Here is a 17,258-nt window from a genome sequence, read left to right as displayed (position 1 = left end):
CAGCAAAGATGAGAAATTTTATGTTTAAGCACTAATTGCATTTTGTTAGCACTAACTTTGCGATATGATCAATTATTTTGACTTTTACGCCATACCGCAATCGTTTAACCCCGATACTGCTTACCTGAAAAAGAAATTTTACGAGCTGAGCAAACAGTATCACCCGGATTTTTATGCAAATGAGGACGAAGCAAAACAACAGGAAATACTGGAATTATCAACCCTGAATAATAAGGCCTATCAGACGCTGTCTGCACCCGCGAAGCGCCTGGAATATATTTTACAATCGCACGGATTAGTTTCTGAAGGCGCGAAGCCGCAATTGCCCGCAGACTTTTTAATGGAAATGATGGACGTTAACGAACGCCTGATGGAAGTTGATAGCGCCGAAGAGTTAGGAAATATAACCGCTGAAGTACTTGCTATTGAAGGTGACATAAACGAAGAATTAGGTCAACTCACTGCCGACTACGAACAACTGGACGATACCGCCAAAGAAAGCCGCCTCAATGAAATTGCAAATATTTATTACAGGCAAAAATATTTATTACGAATTAAGGAGAGTTTGAATAACGTTGCTCAGCGCTTTTGATGGAAGTAACTGAATACTTAAAAGTACTTGAATAAACTGCTGGCTTTGGTCGATCATGAAATGAAAAATACAGGCCCCTAATAACGATCTGTTCATTTAAACGACAGTAAATCAATGCTATCTTGAATAATCGCAAATATATATTGCGAATTAAATGGAGTTTAAATACATTTGCATCCCGCTTCTGAGGGTTACCTCAGTGACAGCAATGCCCAGATGGCGGAATTGGTAGACGCGCTGGTCTCAAACACCTGTGGGAAACCGTGCCGGTTCGACTCCGGCTCTGGGTACAAAAGCCCCGATAGAAATATCGGGGCTTTTGCTTTTGATGGCGGTAACCATCATGATAAAAGCAACGTTTCGGGGGTAATGGCGCGTCCTGATTTCGTCTTGGTAACTTTGGCGTAAAGCAAAGTGACAAGGTTCTCATATAGCTACTTTGCATCCGGTCTGCAAATATCTTTTGCCTTATTAAAAGTTGCCAGACAATCAATAGCCGGATGCGCTGAACCAATAAAATTTATGTTTTTTTAAAAGCCTTTATTTTGCTGATAACATAGTAGAGAATCAACGCTATGACAGTCCAGTATAAAGAACAGGCGAGCGCCCGAATTGGAGGCGCCGGGTCCGGATCGTTGAATATTGGCGACAAGGGCCCTACCAGAACAATTTTTACGGGATAGATGATTGAGGCCATAGTACGCTTCCAGGCTATTGGTGAGTCAGTCCCCGGGAACCACTCGCCGTTTACGGGCGCCAAAAGCAAGTTAGTGCCAATTTGAAAGGCAAACGCCGAAACGAGGAAGATAGTGACGAATTTTGTTTTTGAAATTTTCATGATTGTTGTTTAATGAAAAGTACTTTGTATTTCAAAGTTAAATAAAATTATTTCATTTCAAAGCATTTAAGAATTTTCTTTTACAAAATCGATATGGTAAAATGGTGCCTGCAGCCGGACTCTGGTCTTACATTAACCAGGTGTTTTTAATCAGATTTCTTTTCATCGACTATCTAAACTCTTAATAAATGCAATCAGATCGGCCTTTTCCTTTGCTGTAAGGTGCAGCTGATCTTCAGGCAACGTTTGATTCGGCACTTTAACCCCCGCTCCTGCGCCGCCGCCTTTATCATAAAAATCAATCACCTCGTCTAAGGTCTTATAGATACCATTGTGCATGTAAGGCGCGGTACGGGCCGCATTACGAATGGTAGTTACCTTGAAGCTATGGTTATTAAAATCCTGTGGCTGGATGCCATACATTCCGGGGTCAGCATCCACAAGCTTTCTATCTTTTGTTTTAGGGACGCCAATGATCTCAGCTTCCATTTGCATATATCGCGGCGGCAAGGCGCCGTTAAATAGCGGCATATAATGGCAGGTGCCGCATTTGGCTTTGCCCATAAATAAGTTAAAGCCGCTTATTTCGGAGGACGTCAGTGCTTTTGAATTGCCCTGCATAAATTCGTCAAAACGACTATTTAATGCGGTCAGGCTGCGTACATAACTGGCCAACGCATTCATTACTTCAAAGGTGTCTATAGCTGTACGATTATTTAGGCGATATGCTTTTTCAAACATTTTACGATAAGCTTTGTCATGCCAAAGCTTGCCTATAGCTATCTGCATATCGCCATGCATTTCGTCGCGGTTACGCACAACGTCATTGGCCTGATCTTCAAGGGACGGCGCGCGCAGATCATAGAACTGAGCGGGTTGCAGCGCGGCGTTAATAAGGGTTGGTGTATTGCGGGCTACGAGTTTTTTTCCGGTGATATCAAGGTTCTTTGGTAAACCGTCGGTAAAAGCTTTATCAGGCTGATGGCAGGTTGCACAACTACGCAGGCCGTTTCCAGAAAGTATGGGGTCAAAGAAAAGTCTTTTTCCTAAGGCAATCTTATCTACGGTAGCCGAATCTTCGGGCGCTGCGATGAATGCATTGCGGTTAAAAGCATTTGCATCAAATAAAGTGGCTGCGTCTTGATTAAGTAAGCGGTTATAATGTATGTTGGGCAGTTTGAGCCTGTTATGCAATTGGGTTAAATCGCGCGTTAGCGGATTGACATAACGGATAATAAACCCGGCTCTGTCGAAATGATCGAACTTTACAGGCCGCTGCAGATATCTGATCGCAGATTCAAAGTCTATCCGTGAATCATATCTGCGGATAACTTCCTGTACACTCTGCAAGGCGTTAGCCGATTCACTAAAACAATTTTTTAACAATGGGTCGTCAAAATCATTCAAGCCCAGGCTCTCAATTCTAAAAACCTCTTGCTTTGCGGCGTCTAATATTTGCCAATCTTGTAAATCGGCATGTTTGAAGCGCTCTTTAAAAGCCATGGCATTGGTAGCCAGCCGTTGTAGTAAACCGGCCATATCACGCTTTTTGGTTGATACAATACGCGGAATAACATAACCTTCAATCACCTGCAACCCATCGGGTTGAATAACTAAGCCGGTTATTTCGGCCTCGGGCACGGGCGGGCCGTTTACCAGGCGTGTAGTAACCGGGTCAAAGTATTCGACAGCCCACTCTATTCGCTTATAAAAAAAACGAACCTGTCTGAAACGTTGCTGCAACAGCCGCCTGTGTGCAGCATCAAGCGGTGTAGAACGCAACAATCCGACAGCTTTTAACAGGCTGTCGGATTGGAGTATTAATTTCTGTTGAACTTGTTGTGCAAGGCTGTTGTCAGGTTTTCTGAGGGAAAGCAACGAGGCCATACCCGTCAACAAACACCCAACGACCGTGACTTTAAAAATCGAACGCATGGCTAAACGGATCGGCTTTCGCATCGCGATCTGCCAGCGGTTTTAATTTCCAACGTTTTTCAATAAAAGCAAGGATACTTAAGGTTTCATATTGGGTGTGGTCTACATACCCTTTTTTTGCAAAAGGCGAAACAATCAGCGCAGGAATGCGTGAGCCCGGCCCCCATTTATCAATTGTCGGCGGAGCCACGTGATCCCAGAAACCACCATTTTCATCGTAGGTCAGAATAATCACAGCATCTTTGCCATTGGGGCCGTTTAGTACAGCATTGATTATTTTGACAGCATGCTCTTCACCTTGTTTAACCGACGAATTGCCTGGATGTTCATTTTCTACGCCGGTAGGTTTAACAAATGATACGGCGGGCAGCGTACCTTTTTTTGCAGCTTCAAAGAACTCAACTTCATCTTTTAAATGTTCTTTGCGGTCTTTTGAGCCTGGTGTATAACGCTGAAAATAAACTAAAGGTTGATGATGATATGAAAAACCGGGGTCTGCCGCGCCGGCATCAGCTTTGTTCCAGCCACCTGCATACCACGCCCATGATACACCTTTATCGGTTAGCCGGTCTCCTATATTCGGGGCGGTTTGTATGGGCACTAATCCAGCCGGATCGGCATTTTTTGGGTGCAGGTTAACTGAGTTAAGTGTATTAACCGCATAGCCATCCGGAGTTACCGAACCGTCTTTAATCAGTTTACCTGATGCGTCTACCTGAGCCTTCATAACAGCGGGTGCATTGGGGAACGTAGGTGTCGCAGCAGCAACTAACCATTGGTGATTCAAGAATGATCCGCCAAAAGCACTATGGAAAAAGCGGTCGCATAAGGTGTATTTTTTGGCCAATTCATATAGGGGCAATTCATTGGTTTTGTAGTAACCCATCGCTAGGCCTTTGGTATAGTTATAGGTAGCAAATTTATCCATTTTACCGCCGTCTATCTGGAGCTGCTCCTGGTAAAAACGATGGGTAACATCGGGAGTTATCTGATCGGCAGATACATATTGATCTATATTAAAAATGTTATTTGGCAGGTTGGTGGGGAAAGCGCTGCTACGCGGAACAGGCGGCAACGTTTCATAAGTTTTACCATTAGCATCAACCTGTATAATATTTTCTTTTTTAGCTTGATCCAAACCATCCGCTCCCGGAAATTGCCCCCAAAGATTATCAAAACTGTGGTTCTCCATATAGATCACCACCACATGTTTAACTTTCCGTAACTGTGCATTTACAGGCATCACTCCAAACAGAGTCAGCGCTGTCAAAATTGAAATGTACTTATTGAATTTAGTTTTCATCCAGAATAAATATATCAGCGAATATAAGGCTTTCGACATATCCGCGAGGTTAAGGCCGCGTTAAATTTCGGTTGCTTTACCTGCCGGGATACCTTATTAAAACTTGCTGAAAGTGGTCAATCATTAAAATATATGCTTTCCACGGTTTAAGCATAGTTGTATCACAAAGCTATAACTAATTGGGCAGTAAGAAAAAGTATACACGTAAAAGCTTTGTGATATATGATTATCGCAACAACTGTTGTGAGCTTACTGTAGCTTTATTTTTACATGCCGATATGTTAACTTGATTTATATTTATACCAAATAATTAATTTGACAATGATTAAGCAAATCACCAATCTCGCATTTTTTGTGATGCTTTCTGTTGCGGCAGTAGCTCAAACCAGTCCCCAGGCATCCAATGGTCAAAATCAACAACGCAGGCGTAACCAACCCAGACCATTTGCACTTACTGTTAACGACATTGCAAAAACCAAGGTAGATACAGCCAAGCTCAATGCTGCTTTCAAGAATGTATATCCAGGCTTTGCTGTTGCCGATGGCTATCGCACTAAACACGAGGTAACCATGCGTATTATTGATACCACTAAAGACTTTACCCTGAAAGCCGGCCCGGGCGAAATTGTTGCAAATAGCAAATGGCTGAAAAAGAAACAAAATCTTCAAAATTTTCAGCAGTCGTTACAAGATGCTTTGCACAAAAACTGGGTATCGGTTGATACCATCAAAAAAGACGGCTATCAGTTAGTTTTCATTAATAAAAATGAAAAGTTTGATCCGACCATCCAGAAAAACCTGATTGACACTTATTTTGAGGTTTATCCCAAACTGGTTAATATGTTTAATGATAAATCAACACATGAGGTAGTATTTATTACAGATACAACTTATAACGGGGTGGCAGAAACTTTGGGTAACCGCATACTGTTTGCTACCAAATACATGAACAAACACCCTTATGACGTCGATATAGTTACTCATGAAGGGATGCATATTGTACAAGGCTATGGCTATGGTTCAGGCCCGGTTTGGTTAACCGAGGGCATAGCTGACTTTATTCGTTACAAATACGGTGTTGATAACGTTGGTTCAAAATGGTACCTGCCGGCTTTTAAAGACAAAAAAGAAGGCTATAAGGACAGCTATCGTGTAACTGCGCGTTTCTTTGAGTGGATAGATCAAAAAGTTAAGCCAGGTATGATTGTACAGATAGATAAAGAACTGCGAAATCATACTTATACCGCTGATACCTGGGCGGCCTTATCAGGTAAATCGCTTGATGAACTTTGGGCCGCATATTCAACCAGTCCAGATCTTCATCTTGTTTACAGCAGCAAAAACATATAAGATTTAGCTACCGTTCAATATATACACAAAGCCCGGTACGTTAGGTATTGGGCTTTGTTATTTAATCTGTTAATTTAGAGGCAAAATATTCCTGATGATTAAAACTTTACGCTTAATTAAAACCGCTGCTTTAGTTGCAACGCTTTCCTTGAGCGGCTTTATAGCGTCCGCTCAAACCAACCTTAGCCGCAGGGAAGCCTCTGCCATTGCCGCTAATGAGTTAAAAACGCAGATGGCCGTACAAAAACCTAAAGCCGAGGCCGAATGGGCGGCTAAACAGATCCAATATAAAAACTTTACCATGAAGTTTACCACCCAGATATTTGGCGATAAACCCGCCGACGGTCGTAGTTTATATATCTCGCTTCACGGTGGTGGCGGCGCTGCTCCTAAAGTAAACGACCAGCAATGGGAGAATCAAAAAAAACTGTATAAGCTGAAAGAAGGTGTATACTTTGTCCCACGTGCGCCGGTGGACGCCTGGAACATGTGGCATGATTACCCGATGGATGAACTGCTGGCTGAAGTAATAAAAGACGAGATTGTATTGGACGATGTCAATCCAAATAAAATTTATGTAATGGGCTACTCGGCGGGTGGCGATGGCGTGTTCCAGCTCGCCCCGCGCCTGGCCGATTACTGGGCCGCTGCAGCTATGATGGCCGGCCATCCCGGCGATGCGCAAATATTAAATCTTAAGAATATCCCTTTTGATGCTTTTGTAGGTGGCAAGGATGCGGCCTATCATCGTAATGAATTAGTAGCGCAATGGGGCAACCGACTGGATAGTCTCCAGAAAGTTTATCCGGGCGACTTTATACACGAAACGCATGTATACCCCGATATGCCACATTGGATGAATCGCAAAGATACAATCGCCGTCGCCTGGCTGGCTTCGTTCAAACGTAACCCTATCCCAAAAGATGTGATCTGGATCCAGGATGATATTTTGCGAGATCAATTTTATTGGCTGGGTACCGACGTGGCTACTGCCAAACAAGGCCAAAAAGTACGGGTAAGTATAAGTGGTAATAAAATTAATATTATCGATAACCAGGAAGAAATGCTTTATATCTATCTGAATGATGACATGCTTAACCTGAATAAAAAAGTCATTGTCACTATAAATGGCAAAAAAGTGTTCAAACAAAAGGTATCGCGTAATGCTGACATTATTAAGCAGTCGGTTGCTGCGCGATTAGATAAAGGCTTAATATTTAGCGGCAAGTTAGTAGTAAAGAATGGCGCAGTAACCAGTATTTAACCTAACGTAAGTAAATTATTACAATAGCGGGTTTACGGCTAAAAGTTTCTTTTATTCCTTATAATTGAAGCCGATATACGCTTAACCGGCACAACTCTTATAACCAATACAACACAAATGAAGATCAAACATCTTTTCTTTACGCCTTTGCTGTTAATCAGCTCAGCATTTGCACAACAACAACCCGATCTGGTACATTATGTAAACACCTTACAAGGTACCAACTCTCAATTTAAATTAACTCACGGTAACACCTATCCTACTACTGCCTTACCCTTTGGCATGCATACCTGGACGCCGCAAACCGGCAAAAACGGCGATGGCTGGAAATACCAATATTTTCTGGATCATATCCGCGGTTTCCAGCAAGCACATCAATGCAGCTCGTGGACTAACGACTATGCCGTATTCTCGGTAATGCCGATGAGCGAGCTGGTAGTTGATGAAAATAAACGCGAAGCTAAATTTAGCCATGCTAATGAAATAGCTAAACCTAACTATTACAAAGTACAATTTGATAACAAGATCACTACCGAGATTTCACCCTCAGAACGTGGCGCGCATTTGAGATTTACTTATCCATCCGGTCAAAAAAGTTTTCTGGTGCTTGACGGCTATACCCACCTGAGCGGCGTTAAGATCGACCCCAAAGCAAACCGTATTACCGGCTGGGTAAATAATGGCCGCGGTTTTAAAAGAGGCTGGAAAAGCTATTTTGTAATGCAGTTTGATCAGCCTATAAAAGCGTACGGAACCTGGGATAACAAAACCAACACTACTCACGCAGATTCAACAGCTGCCGAAGGATTGGGCAAAGGAGCCTATGTTCAATTTAAGAATGGTGCCAAAGTACAAGTTAAAACTGCATCATCATACATTAGCCCTGAGCAAGCTGAATTGAACCTTAAACGCGAATTAGGTGCCGATAAAACTTTAGAGCAAACCAAAGCCAAAGCTGCTGCCATTTGGAATAAGTCGTTAGGTAAAATTGTGGTTGAAGGCGGTACCGAAGCCGACAGAGAGACATTCTACTCCTGCTTCTTCCGCGCCAGTTTATTCTCGCGTAAATTTTATGAAATAGATGCCGCCGGAAACCCGGTTTACTTTAGCCCTTATGATGGCACTGTACACCCAGGTTATATGTTTACCGATACCGGTTTTTGGGATACCTTCAGAGCGCAGTTCCCGCTTAATACTTTGGTACAGCCCGAAATGCATGGCCATTACATGCAGGCTCTAATAGATGCCTACAAGCAATGCGGCTGGTTGCCATCATGGTCATTCCCAAGCGAAGGCGGCAGTATGGTGGGTAACCACGCTATTTCTTTACTAGCGGATGCCTGGGCAAAAGGCATTCATACTTTTGATCCGAAAGAGGCTTTACAGGCTTATCTGCATGAAGCTACCAATAAAGGCCCGTGGGGCCCGGCAAATGGCCGCGAAGGCTGGAAGGAATATTACGAGTTAGGTTATGTGCCGTATCCAAATTATCGCGAATCGACAGCTAAGACCTTAGAATATGCTTATGACGATTGGTGTGCCTACCACTTGGCAAAAATGACCGGCAATAAAACCTATATGGACATATTTGCCCGCCAGATGTATAACTATCGCAATGTTTACAATCCGGCAACCCACTTTATGCAAGGTAAAGGCATTGATGGCCAATGGACACCAAACTTTGATCCTATTGAATGGGGCGGTCCGTTTACCGAGGGCAACTCATGGCATTACACCTGGTCTGTATTTCAGAATATTCAGGACCTGATCAATATGATGGGTGGCAATGCTAATTTTAATGCTAAACTGGATTCGGTATTTTCTGAACCAAACAAAGTAAAAGTAGGCACCTATCGTGGTATGATCCATGAGATGACCGAGATGGTTGCTGCCAACATGGGTCAGTATGCGCATGGTAATCAACCTATTCAGCACATGATCTATCTATACGATTATGCAGGCGAGCCGTGGAAAGCACAATTTCACGCCCGCGATGCGATGTACAAATTATATAACGCTACCGAGAATGGTTATCCAGGTGATGAAGATCAGGGTCAGACCTCATCCTGGTATGTGCTGAGCGCTTTAGGTATTTATAGTGTAACTCCGGGTACCGGCGAGTATGCCATAGGCAGCCCTATGTTTAAAAAGATAACGCTTAACCTTGAAAATGGTAAGAAATTCGTAATCGATGCTGCGGCTAATGATAAAGACCACGTATATATTCAGTCGGCAACGTTAAATGGCAAAAATTACACTAAAAACTACATTACCCATGCCGACCTTACTAACGGTGGCGAGCTTAAACTGGTAATGAGTAACACGCCAAACAAAACCAGAGGCACCGGCGCTGATGATAAACCATTCTCTTTGACAAAATAAAATGTTAAGATTAGCGGGAACCATATTTGCAAGTTGTTTATTAAGTATCCAACTATGTTTGGCACAAGGTAAACAACATGCAGATAACCCGCTTACAGGTACGATAGATTTTCACTGCCATACCGGCCCCGATGCTTCTCCACGCTCCATAAGCGATATTGACCTGGCGCGACTGGCCAAAAAGGAAGGCATGCGCGGCATCGTCCTCAAGAATCATTATACCATGACCGCTGACAGAGCGCAGATTGCAATGAAAGAGGTTGGTGGTATAGAGGTATTTGGCGGCATTGCGCTCAATCTTTCTGTAGGTGGTCTTAATGCCGAAGCCGTGCGCCGCATGGCAGCTATGGAAGGTCATCGCGGTAAAGTTGTTTGGTTGCCTACGGTAGACGCCGAAAACAGCTTTGAACACGGCCCGGGCTTCCGAAAATTTGTAAGCGTTGTCAAAGACGGTAAGCCCGTACCCGAACTGCCGGAGGTTTTTGATGTGATAGCAAAAAATGATCTGATCTTAGAAACCGGCCACTCTACCCCTGCCGAATCATTAATCCTGATTCCGGCGGCCAAAGCAGCGGGAATAAAAAAAATTATCGTAACCCATGCAATGTTGCTTGGCGCTACCATCGGGCAAATGAAGCAAATGGCTGATATGGGGGCCGTTATTGAATTTTGCTGGCAAGCTTACCTGCCCAAAAAAGGCGATAAAAATTTGGTAGATCAAAAAGCAATAGCCCAATGTGTAAAGGCAATACAAGCTATTGGTGCCGAATATTGCATTATTGATTCAGACCTTGGACAACCCGGTAACCCGTTGCATCCTGACGGGATGCGAGCTTATATTTTAGCCTTAAAAGCCAATGGATTGACTGCGCATGACATTGACTTAGTTGCCAGAAAGAATCCCGCGAAGCTGTTGGGCCTTGATGCTGATTAATCTTTATATTTTATAAATCTAATTATACTCATGAAAAAAGCATTGTTTTACGCTGCCATCTGCATTTCAACTGTCGGTTCGACGTCAGTTTCCGCTAAACCTTATGCAAGTAAACCATCCATTACTAAAACACCATACGGCGAAATAAACGGGCAAAAAATATATCAATATACTTTAACCAATAGCAATGGCATGCAGGTTAAAGTGATCAACTATGGCGCAACCATAACCGATATATTAGCCCCGGACAGAGATAAAAAACTGGGCGATGTGGTTTTAGGTTTCGATTCGCTGAAACAATACCTGGGCCGCGATAATGCATTACTGGGTGCTGTTGTAGGCCGGGTGGCTAATCGAATTTCCAATAAAAGATTTACGCTTGACGGCTCCGAATATATTTTAGCATCGAATATACACGGCGGCCCGAAAGGTTTTGATAAACAGGTATGGAGCATACAAGAATTACCCGGCAAAGAGGTAGCTTTAAAACTGACCTACTTTAGTAAGGACGGCGAAATGGGCTATCCGGGCAATCTGAACGTTACCGTAATTTATACGCTTACCAATAACAACGAATTAAAACTCAACTATTCGGCTACTACGGATAAGGCTACGCCGATAGTGTTGACCAATCACACTTATTTTAATTTAGCAGGAAACACGGAAAAAGTGTCCGGCTGGCAACTCAGCATACTTGCAGATCAGTATTTAGAAGCTGACAAAGATGTAATGCCAAGCGGCAGGCTGCTTGATGTAAAAGGAACGCCATACGATTTTACTGAACCTAAAGAAATTGGTAAAGACATTGCTGTTACCGGCAATGGTTATGACCTGAGCTATGCTTTGCGCAATAAATCGGGTAAATTAGCTTTAGCCGCTACCGCTTATGAGCCTACCAGTGGCCGGGTAATGCAGGTTTACACTACCGAGCCCGGTTTAGTGGTTTACACAGGTAATCATTTCAGCGAGCGTATTGTCGGTCGCGGTGGTCAGCATTTTACCAAATGGGGTGCGCTGTGTTTAGAGACTCAGCATTATCCTGACTCGCCCAATCACGCCAATTTCCCAAATGTGATTTTGAGACCAGGACAAATTTTTAAATCAGAAACGATTTATAAATTTTTGGTAAGACAATAACCTGTTAAACACAAAGGCCCGATGAGTCATTCACCGGGCCTTTGTTATTTTAAGCTTTACAGCCGAGGATTAACTTTGTTGTTGTTGTTGCTGACGTTTCTCGCCGGCTAATGGAAGACTTGAAATATAAAGTACAATTCCGATACCAAAAGTTATGAAGCCACCGTAAGCTAATGGCGCAGATGCACTGATCCCATTTCCTGAATCAGCAGGATTTAACGCATGGTCAGGAGTTAAAGAAAACGCGCTAACTACTATTAATATACCAATTAATGTAATGATTAGTCCTAAGGTCTTTTTCATATCAGTTATAAAAAATTTATACTGCGCAAATATATAAACTTTGTGCTTTAATCACATATTTAAAACAATTCTTTTACTTCTTAGCTTTCTATTATCAGTATTTATTTTTCCGTTTACTGTTAATATGCCGTATACCTCTACTTTTTTAAAAATGCCCCTAAAAAACCTGCTTCGCTTATCAGCACTCCTGATTGCGCTTGGTTCAGTTTTTCCGTTAGACGCTTTGGCCCAAGGCGCCGTAACCTATGAGCAACAAGTTATTAAAGACAGCATTCCAAAACCCCGGCATGGCAACCGTAACCGGGCTAAACATTTTGGGCGTGCTGCTATCGAACTGGGCGCTGCAGAAATATTGCCATGGACATGGGATAAATTTTTAAAAAAAGCGGATTATGCTAATATAAGTTGGAAAACCGTCGGCCATAACCTTACCCCTAGTAACTGGACCTGGGATGATGACAATTTCCAAACCAATCAATTTGGCCACCCTTTTCATGGCAGCCAGTTTTATAATGCCTTCAGGTCAAACGGCTACACTTTTTGGCAATCGGCGCCTGCGGCGGTAGTGGGTAGCTACATATGGGAAAGTACGGCCGAAAATCAGCCTCCTTCGGTAAACGACTTGATTAATACCAGTTTTGGCGGTATCGTTTTAGGCGAGATGACCTATCGTCTGGCTAATAAGATAGCCAACAATAACCAAACCGGCGTCAGGCGGCAGGTGAGTGAGATTTTTGCATTACTGATCAATCCAGCCAATGGCATAAACCGGGTATTAGATGGCAAATGGGGAAAACCCGGACAAAATTCAAAACGCGACTCGTCACAAATAACTGCAGAGATCGATCTGGGTGCGCGCACATTTAATCGCGATAACTCCAATATTCTGCATAACAAAAACTATGGCTGGTATGGGCATGCTAAGCTACTTTACGGTACACCTTATAAAGACTATGAAACCCCATTCAGTAATATTTCTATCAATGTTGAATTAGGTAAAGACGATAGTTCGTTAGTTAATATGGTTAGTGTTTACGGATCGTTGGCTGGCTGGGAAATAAAATCTAACGAAAAACTCCAGCATTTACTTACCCTATCGGCTAATTATGATTTTTGGCACAACTCTGCTTTCTTTTATGGCGGACAGAGTGTCCAGGCCAACTTCTTGTCGGAGTATGATTTGAGCAAAAAAACAAAGATTACTACCTCTTTTGGCGCAGGCCCGGTATTATTAGCTGCTATACCAGATCCTTATTTACGCTTGCCACATGGCCGTAATTATGACTACGGCACCGGTGCAGCCTTCAATGCCGGAGGACAGTTGCTCTTGTTCAATACATTAAGTTATGGCGTCAATTATCGCGGTAGCTGGACGGTTACTGAAAATGGCCATCCCTCCCATTATTTTGTGCATGCTGTTTCGAGCGAGGCCACGTTGAATATAGTTAAAGGGTTTGCATTCAGTGTCGAGTCGGGCTACTTTGTCCTGCACGGCGTTTATAAAGATTATGCCAACGTAGATAAAAGGTACCCTTATTTGAGGTTATCTACACGGTACACCATGAACTTTTAGAACTGTTACGCGAATCTTAGTGACTTCGCTGTTTCTATGTGTGGGCCAATTTGTCCAATCAATTGAATAATATGTTCCTGTTATATGTGGTTTACATAAATCAGGTTAGGTGTTCCTGCTCTGCGGCCAGTTTTCTCTCAATACGCTTGTCCGGAATAAGCCATATTAAGGCTACAAGTACATAAAATGCAAAGCTCAGATAAGTATTTACCCAGGCACACCCTATACCTAGTACGTATAGCAGAATAGATATTTTGCCTTTAAGATCATTACCGAAAGCAGCAGCCAGCGGCGAGCTTTTACCTTCATGTTTAATAAGTACCACTACCAGAATAGTATACGCTATTGAATTCATTAATAACACAAAACCATAGGTAACAATAGGCCAAACAGTATGGAAGGAGTTTTCACCCATCCAGGCACTTACAAACGGAATTACCGAGAGCCAAAACAGCAAGTACAGATTAGCCCAAAGTACCGAGCCATTTATTGATCGCACCGCGTGAAACATGTGATGATGGTTATTCCAGTAAATACCCACATAAATAAAACTAATAATGTAGCTGGTAAAGACAGGCCACATTTCCTTAAGGTCTGAAAGTTGGTTATGGCCATGTCCAGGTACTTTCATTTCTAAAACCATAATGGTAATGATAATTGCCAGCACCCCATCGCTAAATGCCTCAAGCCGGCCCTTCCCCATATTTACGTTTATCGGTCGCATCTGATTATTTATCACAATAATATTAATATAACCGCATAGTTAAAATACTATTATCCAAATAGCTTGCTTAGCGAAGGCTATCCTTGCCCATATTAAAAAAGGGTTGTTTGTTTAGCACAAACAACCCTTTAACTTTAATGTATTGAACTTTAATAGTCAGAATAATCTGTCGGGTACAAAAATAAGCTCTCCGCCTTAGATACGTTTTTTTGGTATTCAGGCATTTTGCCTAAAGCCTTGAAACGTTCATCATCAAAAAACTTTTTCCATTTGTCTTTATTATCCTGTAAGCCATTAAAGGTGGTCATGTACATCAGATTAGGCATATGGCTGCCGGCTATAACTTCGGCATAAAATATTGCATTAAAGTTGTATCCTTTAAAAATGCCTATTTCACCTCCAACATTGAACATCTTTACCTTGCTGGCATTATATTTTTCAGTAGCGCTTTCATAACTGCGCAATTCATAAATACGGTCAGATTTTTTAGCTGTAAGGTTGGGTACATTAGGCTCGGGCGCACCCGGGAATGCTCTTAATACTATAGTTTCAATGCGGGTATAAGCAGCATCATTAGCCGGCGCTTCAAGGTAATCTTTGCCGCTTTGAAGGTAAGTTTTATCACTAAGCAGTTTTTGGTCAGTAGTTTCTAATGCATCCCAGGTTTTATACGGAACAAAAACGTATAGCTTTTTATCAAGGCTATCCTGCTTTAATACTTTAAATATGCCTATATTTTTAACCCCGGCTTTATGTAATGCAGGAATATAGGCGTTTTGAAAGTAAGCGTCCAATCGGCTTTCCTGGGCCTGGGTTTTAAAATGGTAGATCTTGATCTGATAATAATACTGTGGTGCAGCCTGAACGTGCATTCCGAAACAAAAGCACGTTGTAAAAACAAACAGCGCAACAACAACAATGGGGCAATTTTTATATTTCATTTTTAGTTTATTTTAATCTTTCACTCTGTTTAAACGCGGCAAACTGACAATCAGCAAAACAAATACCGCCGTAACCAGCTTTAACAGGTTGGCATCAACGCCAATACTCAACGTTAACGCTAATATTAACTGGAATATGATAGCGCCGGCCAGTACCAAAATCAGGCTAATCCATACCGAGGTAATTCGCAGCCAGTTTATCAATGTTTCGGCTACTATAACCGACCCCAACCCCACTATTACAATCCCTATCCCCATATTCATATCGGCAAAACCCTGAAACTGGGTAATAAGATAACCGCTAACTGCTGTAAGCGCATTAGCCAACGCTAAACCAATAATCTTCATTCGCTCGGTATTTACACCCAAAGCACGGATCATTGATTCGCTGTTACCTGTAGCACGCATGGCGATACCAAAATCTGTTTTAAGCAGATAGCCGATCAGTAATGTAATAACTATCACAAATACTAATAAAATCAAGCCTGTGTTTTGATTAGGATCTGCTAAAACAGTCAAGGAGGTAAATATAGAAGATATGCTGACAAGTGGCAAATTAGAACGCCCCATTACTGTTAGATTAACCGAATACAAGGCAGTCATTACCAGGATACCCGCCAGTAAAGGATTAATCTTTAATTTGGTATGAATTAGTCCGGTCATCCCTCCTGCTATCCATCCGGCTATTATCACCGCCGGCAGTATCAAATAGCCAGATACATGGTGCGTCAATAAAACGGCAGTTACTACCCCACCCAGTGTATAACTTCCATCGGTGGTGATGTCGGGTATATTAAATATCTTCATGGAGATATAAATACCCAATGCAATACCCGAAAAACAAAGCCCCTGTAATAAAGCAGTAAGGTAAAAACTCATTATTTTATAGCTTCAAAATTTGAAGGCATGGCAATATTGTACTTCTTAACCGCAGCCGGATTATAAACACGTTTTCTGACCTTCACCATTTCAGGCTTTAGCCCTTTGGTTGTATGAGTTTTCAGGTATTGGGCGGCCTGCTCGCCGGCCTGGTAGCCCCATTGGTAAATATCAGCGCCGAAAGCTGCTACTGCACCGCGTTGTACCAAACCGGCTTCGCTGGTAAAGATGGGTACATTAGCAGCATTACAGTTTTTCAATATGGTTTCGAATGAGGCAAATACCGTATTATCCGGATTGGCAAAGAAAGCATCTATCTTTTTCTCTAACAAAGCCTGAGTAACCAGTTGCGCATCGGCTGATGTATTTAGCGGCAGTGCTACTAAAGTGACATTCAGCTTATTTGCTAATAATTTGATACGTTGCATGGCATCTGCGGATTGCGGCTCGGCCTCGTTATAGATCATACCGATTACCAGCTTCGGTCCTTTTGGTTTTAATAATTTAGGGATGATACTGAATGAGGTATCGATATATTGCAGATCCTCGACCGCTCCAAATAAATTAGCAGGTACTTTACCATCTCTACCCACAACCTTCATACGCTCCGGGGTTGGCGACACCATTTCAAATATCGGGATGGTCTTAGTGTTTTGCACTGCCGTTACTGAAGATAAAGTGGTACAAGTAGCTAACAGATCAACCTTTTCTGACACGAAATAATTTACAATCTGTGTCAGCGTTGGGATATTACCCTGGGCATTACGATATTCAATCTGAACGGTCTTTTTATCTTCGCTAAAGCCCTCTTTCTTCAAGGCATCGGTAAAGCCATTTCTGGCTTGCGATATGGTGGCATCTTCAAAAGCGTCAACAAAACCAACTACCGGGCCGTCATTGGGTTTAGGCGATTGACAAGCTGATGCGAGAATGGCTATTAATAGTAAGGGCAGGTATCTTTTCATCCCACTAAGTTAGGTAAACCATACAGAGTTGTGAAATACGGGCATTAATATTTATGTCACAATAATGAGTGATCCACGCACGAATGTGTATCAATTTGGATCAATTGGATCGCTTGTAAATTACAACCAATTGATTAT

General features: G+C 42.4%; 15 protein-coding genes and 1 tRNA gene. 8 read left to right on the top strand and 8 right to left on the bottom strand.

The annotated features are described in order from the left end of the window. The first annotated feature begins 64 nt into the window (after positions 1–64). Together hscB and ABD772_RS04555 are read left to right on the top strand one after the other, a co-directional pair. Entirely contained in the window at positions 65–592 is a 528-nt protein-coding gene (hscB, locus tag ABD772_RS04560; RefSeq protein ID WP_345101260.1) for a Fe-S protein assembly co-chaperone HscB, read from the top strand. A 210-nt stretch (positions 593–802) separates the two neighbouring features. Then, positions 803–882, top strand: a tRNA-Leu gene (locus ABD772_RS04555). A 230-nt stretch (positions 883–1,112) separates the two neighbouring features. On the opposite strand, the gene ABD772_RS04550 is transcribed toward ABD772_RS04555, so the two are convergent. From ABD772_RS04550 to ABD772_RS04540, 3 genes are all read right to left on the bottom strand, one after another. After that, positions 1,113–1,430 carry a hypothetical protein gene (locus tag ABD772_RS04550; protein WP_345101259.1) on the bottom strand — a complete coding sequence of 106 codons (318 nt, stop codon included), beginning with the start codon at positions 1,428–1,430 and terminating at the stop codon, positions 1,113–1,115. 162 nt (positions 1,431–1,592) lie between these two features. Next, on the bottom strand, positions 1,593–3,365 hold the full coding sequence (locus ABD772_RS04545) for a cytochrome-c peroxidase (RefSeq protein ID WP_345101258.1): 1,773 nt from the start codon (positions 3,363–3,365) through the stop codon (positions 1,593–1,595). Next, a complete protein-coding gene (locus ABD772_RS04540) occupies positions 3,349–4,707 on the bottom strand; it encodes an alkaline phosphatase family protein (protein WP_345101257.1) in 1,359 nt (452 codons plus the stop codon). The genes ABD772_RS04545 and ABD772_RS04540 overlap by 17 nt, the downstream gene beginning before the upstream one ends. Before the next feature lie 282 nt (positions 4,708–4,989). Between ABD772_RS04540 and ABD772_RS04535 the strand changes: the two genes are divergently transcribed. From ABD772_RS04535 to ABD772_RS04515, 5 genes are all read left to right on the top strand, one after another. After that, complete coding sequence (locus ABD772_RS04535; RefSeq protein ID WP_345101256.1) at positions 4,990–6,018, top strand: basic secretory protein-like protein; 1,029 nt, start codon at positions 4,990–4,992, stop codon at positions 6,016–6,018. A gap of 94 nt (positions 6,019–6,112) precedes the next feature. Next, positions 6,113–7,282, top strand: coding sequence for a hypothetical protein (locus ABD772_RS04530; protein WP_345101255.1), 1,170 nt, complete (start codon positions 6,113–6,115; stop codon positions 7,280–7,282). Positions 7,283–7,399: 117 nt separating this feature from the next. Beyond that, positions 7,400–9,664 (top strand): GH92 family glycosyl hydrolase, encoded by a 2,265-nt coding sequence (locus ABD772_RS04525; RefSeq protein WP_345101254.1) that lies wholly within the window; start codon positions 7,400–7,402, stop codon positions 9,662–9,664. Between the two features lies 1 nt (position 9,665). Continuing rightward, positions 9,666–10,598 carry a DUF6282 family protein gene (locus ABD772_RS04520; RefSeq protein ID WP_345101253.1) on the top strand — a complete coding sequence of 311 codons (933 nt, stop codon included), beginning with the start codon at positions 9,666–9,668 and terminating at the stop codon, positions 10,596–10,598. Positions 10,599–10,628: 30 nt separating this feature from the next. Further along, positions 10,629–11,735, top strand: coding sequence for an aldose epimerase family protein (locus ABD772_RS04515; RefSeq protein ID WP_345101252.1), 1,107 nt, complete (start codon positions 10,629–10,631; stop codon positions 11,733–11,735). A 69-nt stretch (positions 11,736–11,804) separates the two neighbouring features. On the opposite strand, the gene ABD772_RS04510 is transcribed toward ABD772_RS04515, so the two are convergent. Further along, a complete protein-coding gene (locus ABD772_RS04510) occupies positions 11,805–12,038 on the bottom strand; it encodes a hypothetical protein (protein WP_345101251.1) in 234 nt (77 codons plus the stop codon). 151 nt (positions 12,039–12,189) lie between these two features. Here ABD772_RS04510 and ABD772_RS04505 point away from each other — a divergent pair, with 151 nt between their 5' ends. Further along, complete coding sequence (locus ABD772_RS04505) at positions 12,190–13,611, top strand: DUF3943 domain-containing protein (protein WP_345101250.1); 1,422 nt, start codon at positions 12,190–12,192, stop codon at positions 13,609–13,611. A gap of 100 nt (positions 13,612–13,711) precedes the next feature. On the opposite strand, the gene ABD772_RS04500 is transcribed toward ABD772_RS04505, so the two are convergent. The 4 genes from ABD772_RS04500 to ABD772_RS04485 all read right to left on the bottom strand — a co-directional run bounded on the left by ABD772_RS04500 (position 13,712) and on the right by ABD772_RS04485 (position 17,120). Further along, positions 13,712–14,335: a TMEM175 family protein gene (locus ABD772_RS04500; protein ID WP_345101249.1), complete on the bottom strand. Its 624-nt coding sequence runs from the start codon at positions 14,333–14,335 to the stop codon at positions 13,712–13,714. Positions 14,336–14,484: 149 nt separating this feature from the next. Continuing rightward, complete coding sequence (locus ABD772_RS04495; RefSeq protein WP_345101248.1) at positions 14,485–15,276, bottom strand: NIPSNAP family protein; 792 nt, start codon at positions 15,274–15,276, stop codon at positions 14,485–14,487. A 12-nt stretch (positions 15,277–15,288) separates the two neighbouring features. Continuing rightward, the gene (locus ABD772_RS04490; RefSeq protein ID WP_345101247.1) at positions 15,289–16,155 is read right to left on the bottom strand and encodes an ABC transporter permease; all 867 of its coding nucleotides are present in this window, start codon (positions 16,153–16,155) and stop codon (positions 15,289–15,291) included. After that, positions 16,155–17,120 (bottom strand): ABC transporter substrate-binding protein, encoded by a 966-nt coding sequence (locus ABD772_RS04485; protein WP_345101246.1) that lies wholly within the window; start codon positions 17,118–17,120, stop codon positions 16,155–16,157. The genes ABD772_RS04490 and ABD772_RS04485 overlap by 1 nt, the downstream gene beginning before the upstream one ends. Positions 17,121–17,258: the final 138 nt, after the last annotated feature.

The sequence above is a fragment of the Mucilaginibacter panaciglaebae genome (genome assembly GCF_039539265.1).
Taxonomy (GTDB): Bacteria; Bacteroidota; Bacteroidia; order Sphingobacteriales; family Sphingobacteriaceae; genus Mucilaginibacter; species Mucilaginibacter panaciglaebae.
This window is presented reverse-complemented; position numbering and strand designations above follow the sequence as displayed.

What these genes read in the sequence shown, in the direction of transcription:
- hscB (WP_345101260.1), top strand. Translation starts at nt 65, where the DNA reads ATGATCAATTATTTTGACTTTTACGCCATACCGCAATCGTTTAACCCC.
- ABD772_RS04550 (WP_345101259.1), bottom strand. Translation starts at nt 1,430, where the DNA reads ATGAAAATTTCAAAAACAAAATTCGTCACTATCTTCCTCGTTTCGGCG.
- ABD772_RS04545 (WP_345101258.1), bottom strand. Translation starts at nt 3,365, where the DNA reads ATGCGTTCGATTTTTAAAGTCACGGTCGTTGGGTGTTTGTTGACGGGT.
- ABD772_RS04540 (WP_345101257.1), bottom strand. Translation starts at nt 4,707, where the DNA reads ATGTCGAAAGCCTTATATTCGCTGATATATTTATTCTGGATGAAAACT.
- ABD772_RS04535 (WP_345101256.1), top strand. Translation starts at nt 4,990, where the DNA reads ATGATTAAGCAAATCACCAATCTCGCATTTTTTGTGATGCTTTCTGTT.
- ABD772_RS04530 (WP_345101255.1), top strand. Translation starts at nt 6,113, where the DNA reads ATGATTAAAACTTTACGCTTAATTAAAACCGCTGCTTTAGTTGCAACG.
- ABD772_RS04525 (WP_345101254.1), top strand. Translation starts at nt 7,400, where the DNA reads ATGAAGATCAAACATCTTTTCTTTACGCCTTTGCTGTTAATCAGCTCA.
- ABD772_RS04520 (WP_345101253.1), top strand. Translation starts at nt 9,666, where the DNA reads ATGTTAAGATTAGCGGGAACCATATTTGCAAGTTGTTTATTAAGTATC.
- ABD772_RS04515 (WP_345101252.1), top strand. Translation starts at nt 10,629, where the DNA reads ATGAAAAAAGCATTGTTTTACGCTGCCATCTGCATTTCAACTGTCGGT.
- ABD772_RS04510 (WP_345101251.1), bottom strand. Translation starts at nt 12,038, where the DNA reads ATGAAAAAGACCTTAGGACTAATCATTACATTAATTGGTATATTAATA.
- ABD772_RS04505 (WP_345101250.1), top strand. Translation starts at nt 12,190, where the DNA reads ATGCCCCTAAAAAACCTGCTTCGCTTATCAGCACTCCTGATTGCGCTT.
- ABD772_RS04500 (WP_345101249.1), bottom strand. Translation starts at nt 14,335, where the DNA reads ATGCGACCGATAAACGTAAATATGGGGAAGGGCCGGCTTGAGGCATTT.
- ABD772_RS04495 (WP_345101248.1), bottom strand. Translation starts at nt 15,276, where the DNA reads ATGAAATATAAAAATTGCCCCATTGTTGTTGTTGCGCTGTTTGTTTTT.
- ABD772_RS04490 (WP_345101247.1), bottom strand. Translation starts at nt 16,155, where the DNA reads ATGAGTTTTTACCTTACTGCTTTATTACAGGGGCTTTGTTTTTCGGGT.
- ABD772_RS04485 (WP_345101246.1), bottom strand. Translation starts at nt 17,120, where the DNA reads ATGAAAAGATACCTGCCCTTACTATTAATAGCCATTCTCGCATCAGCT.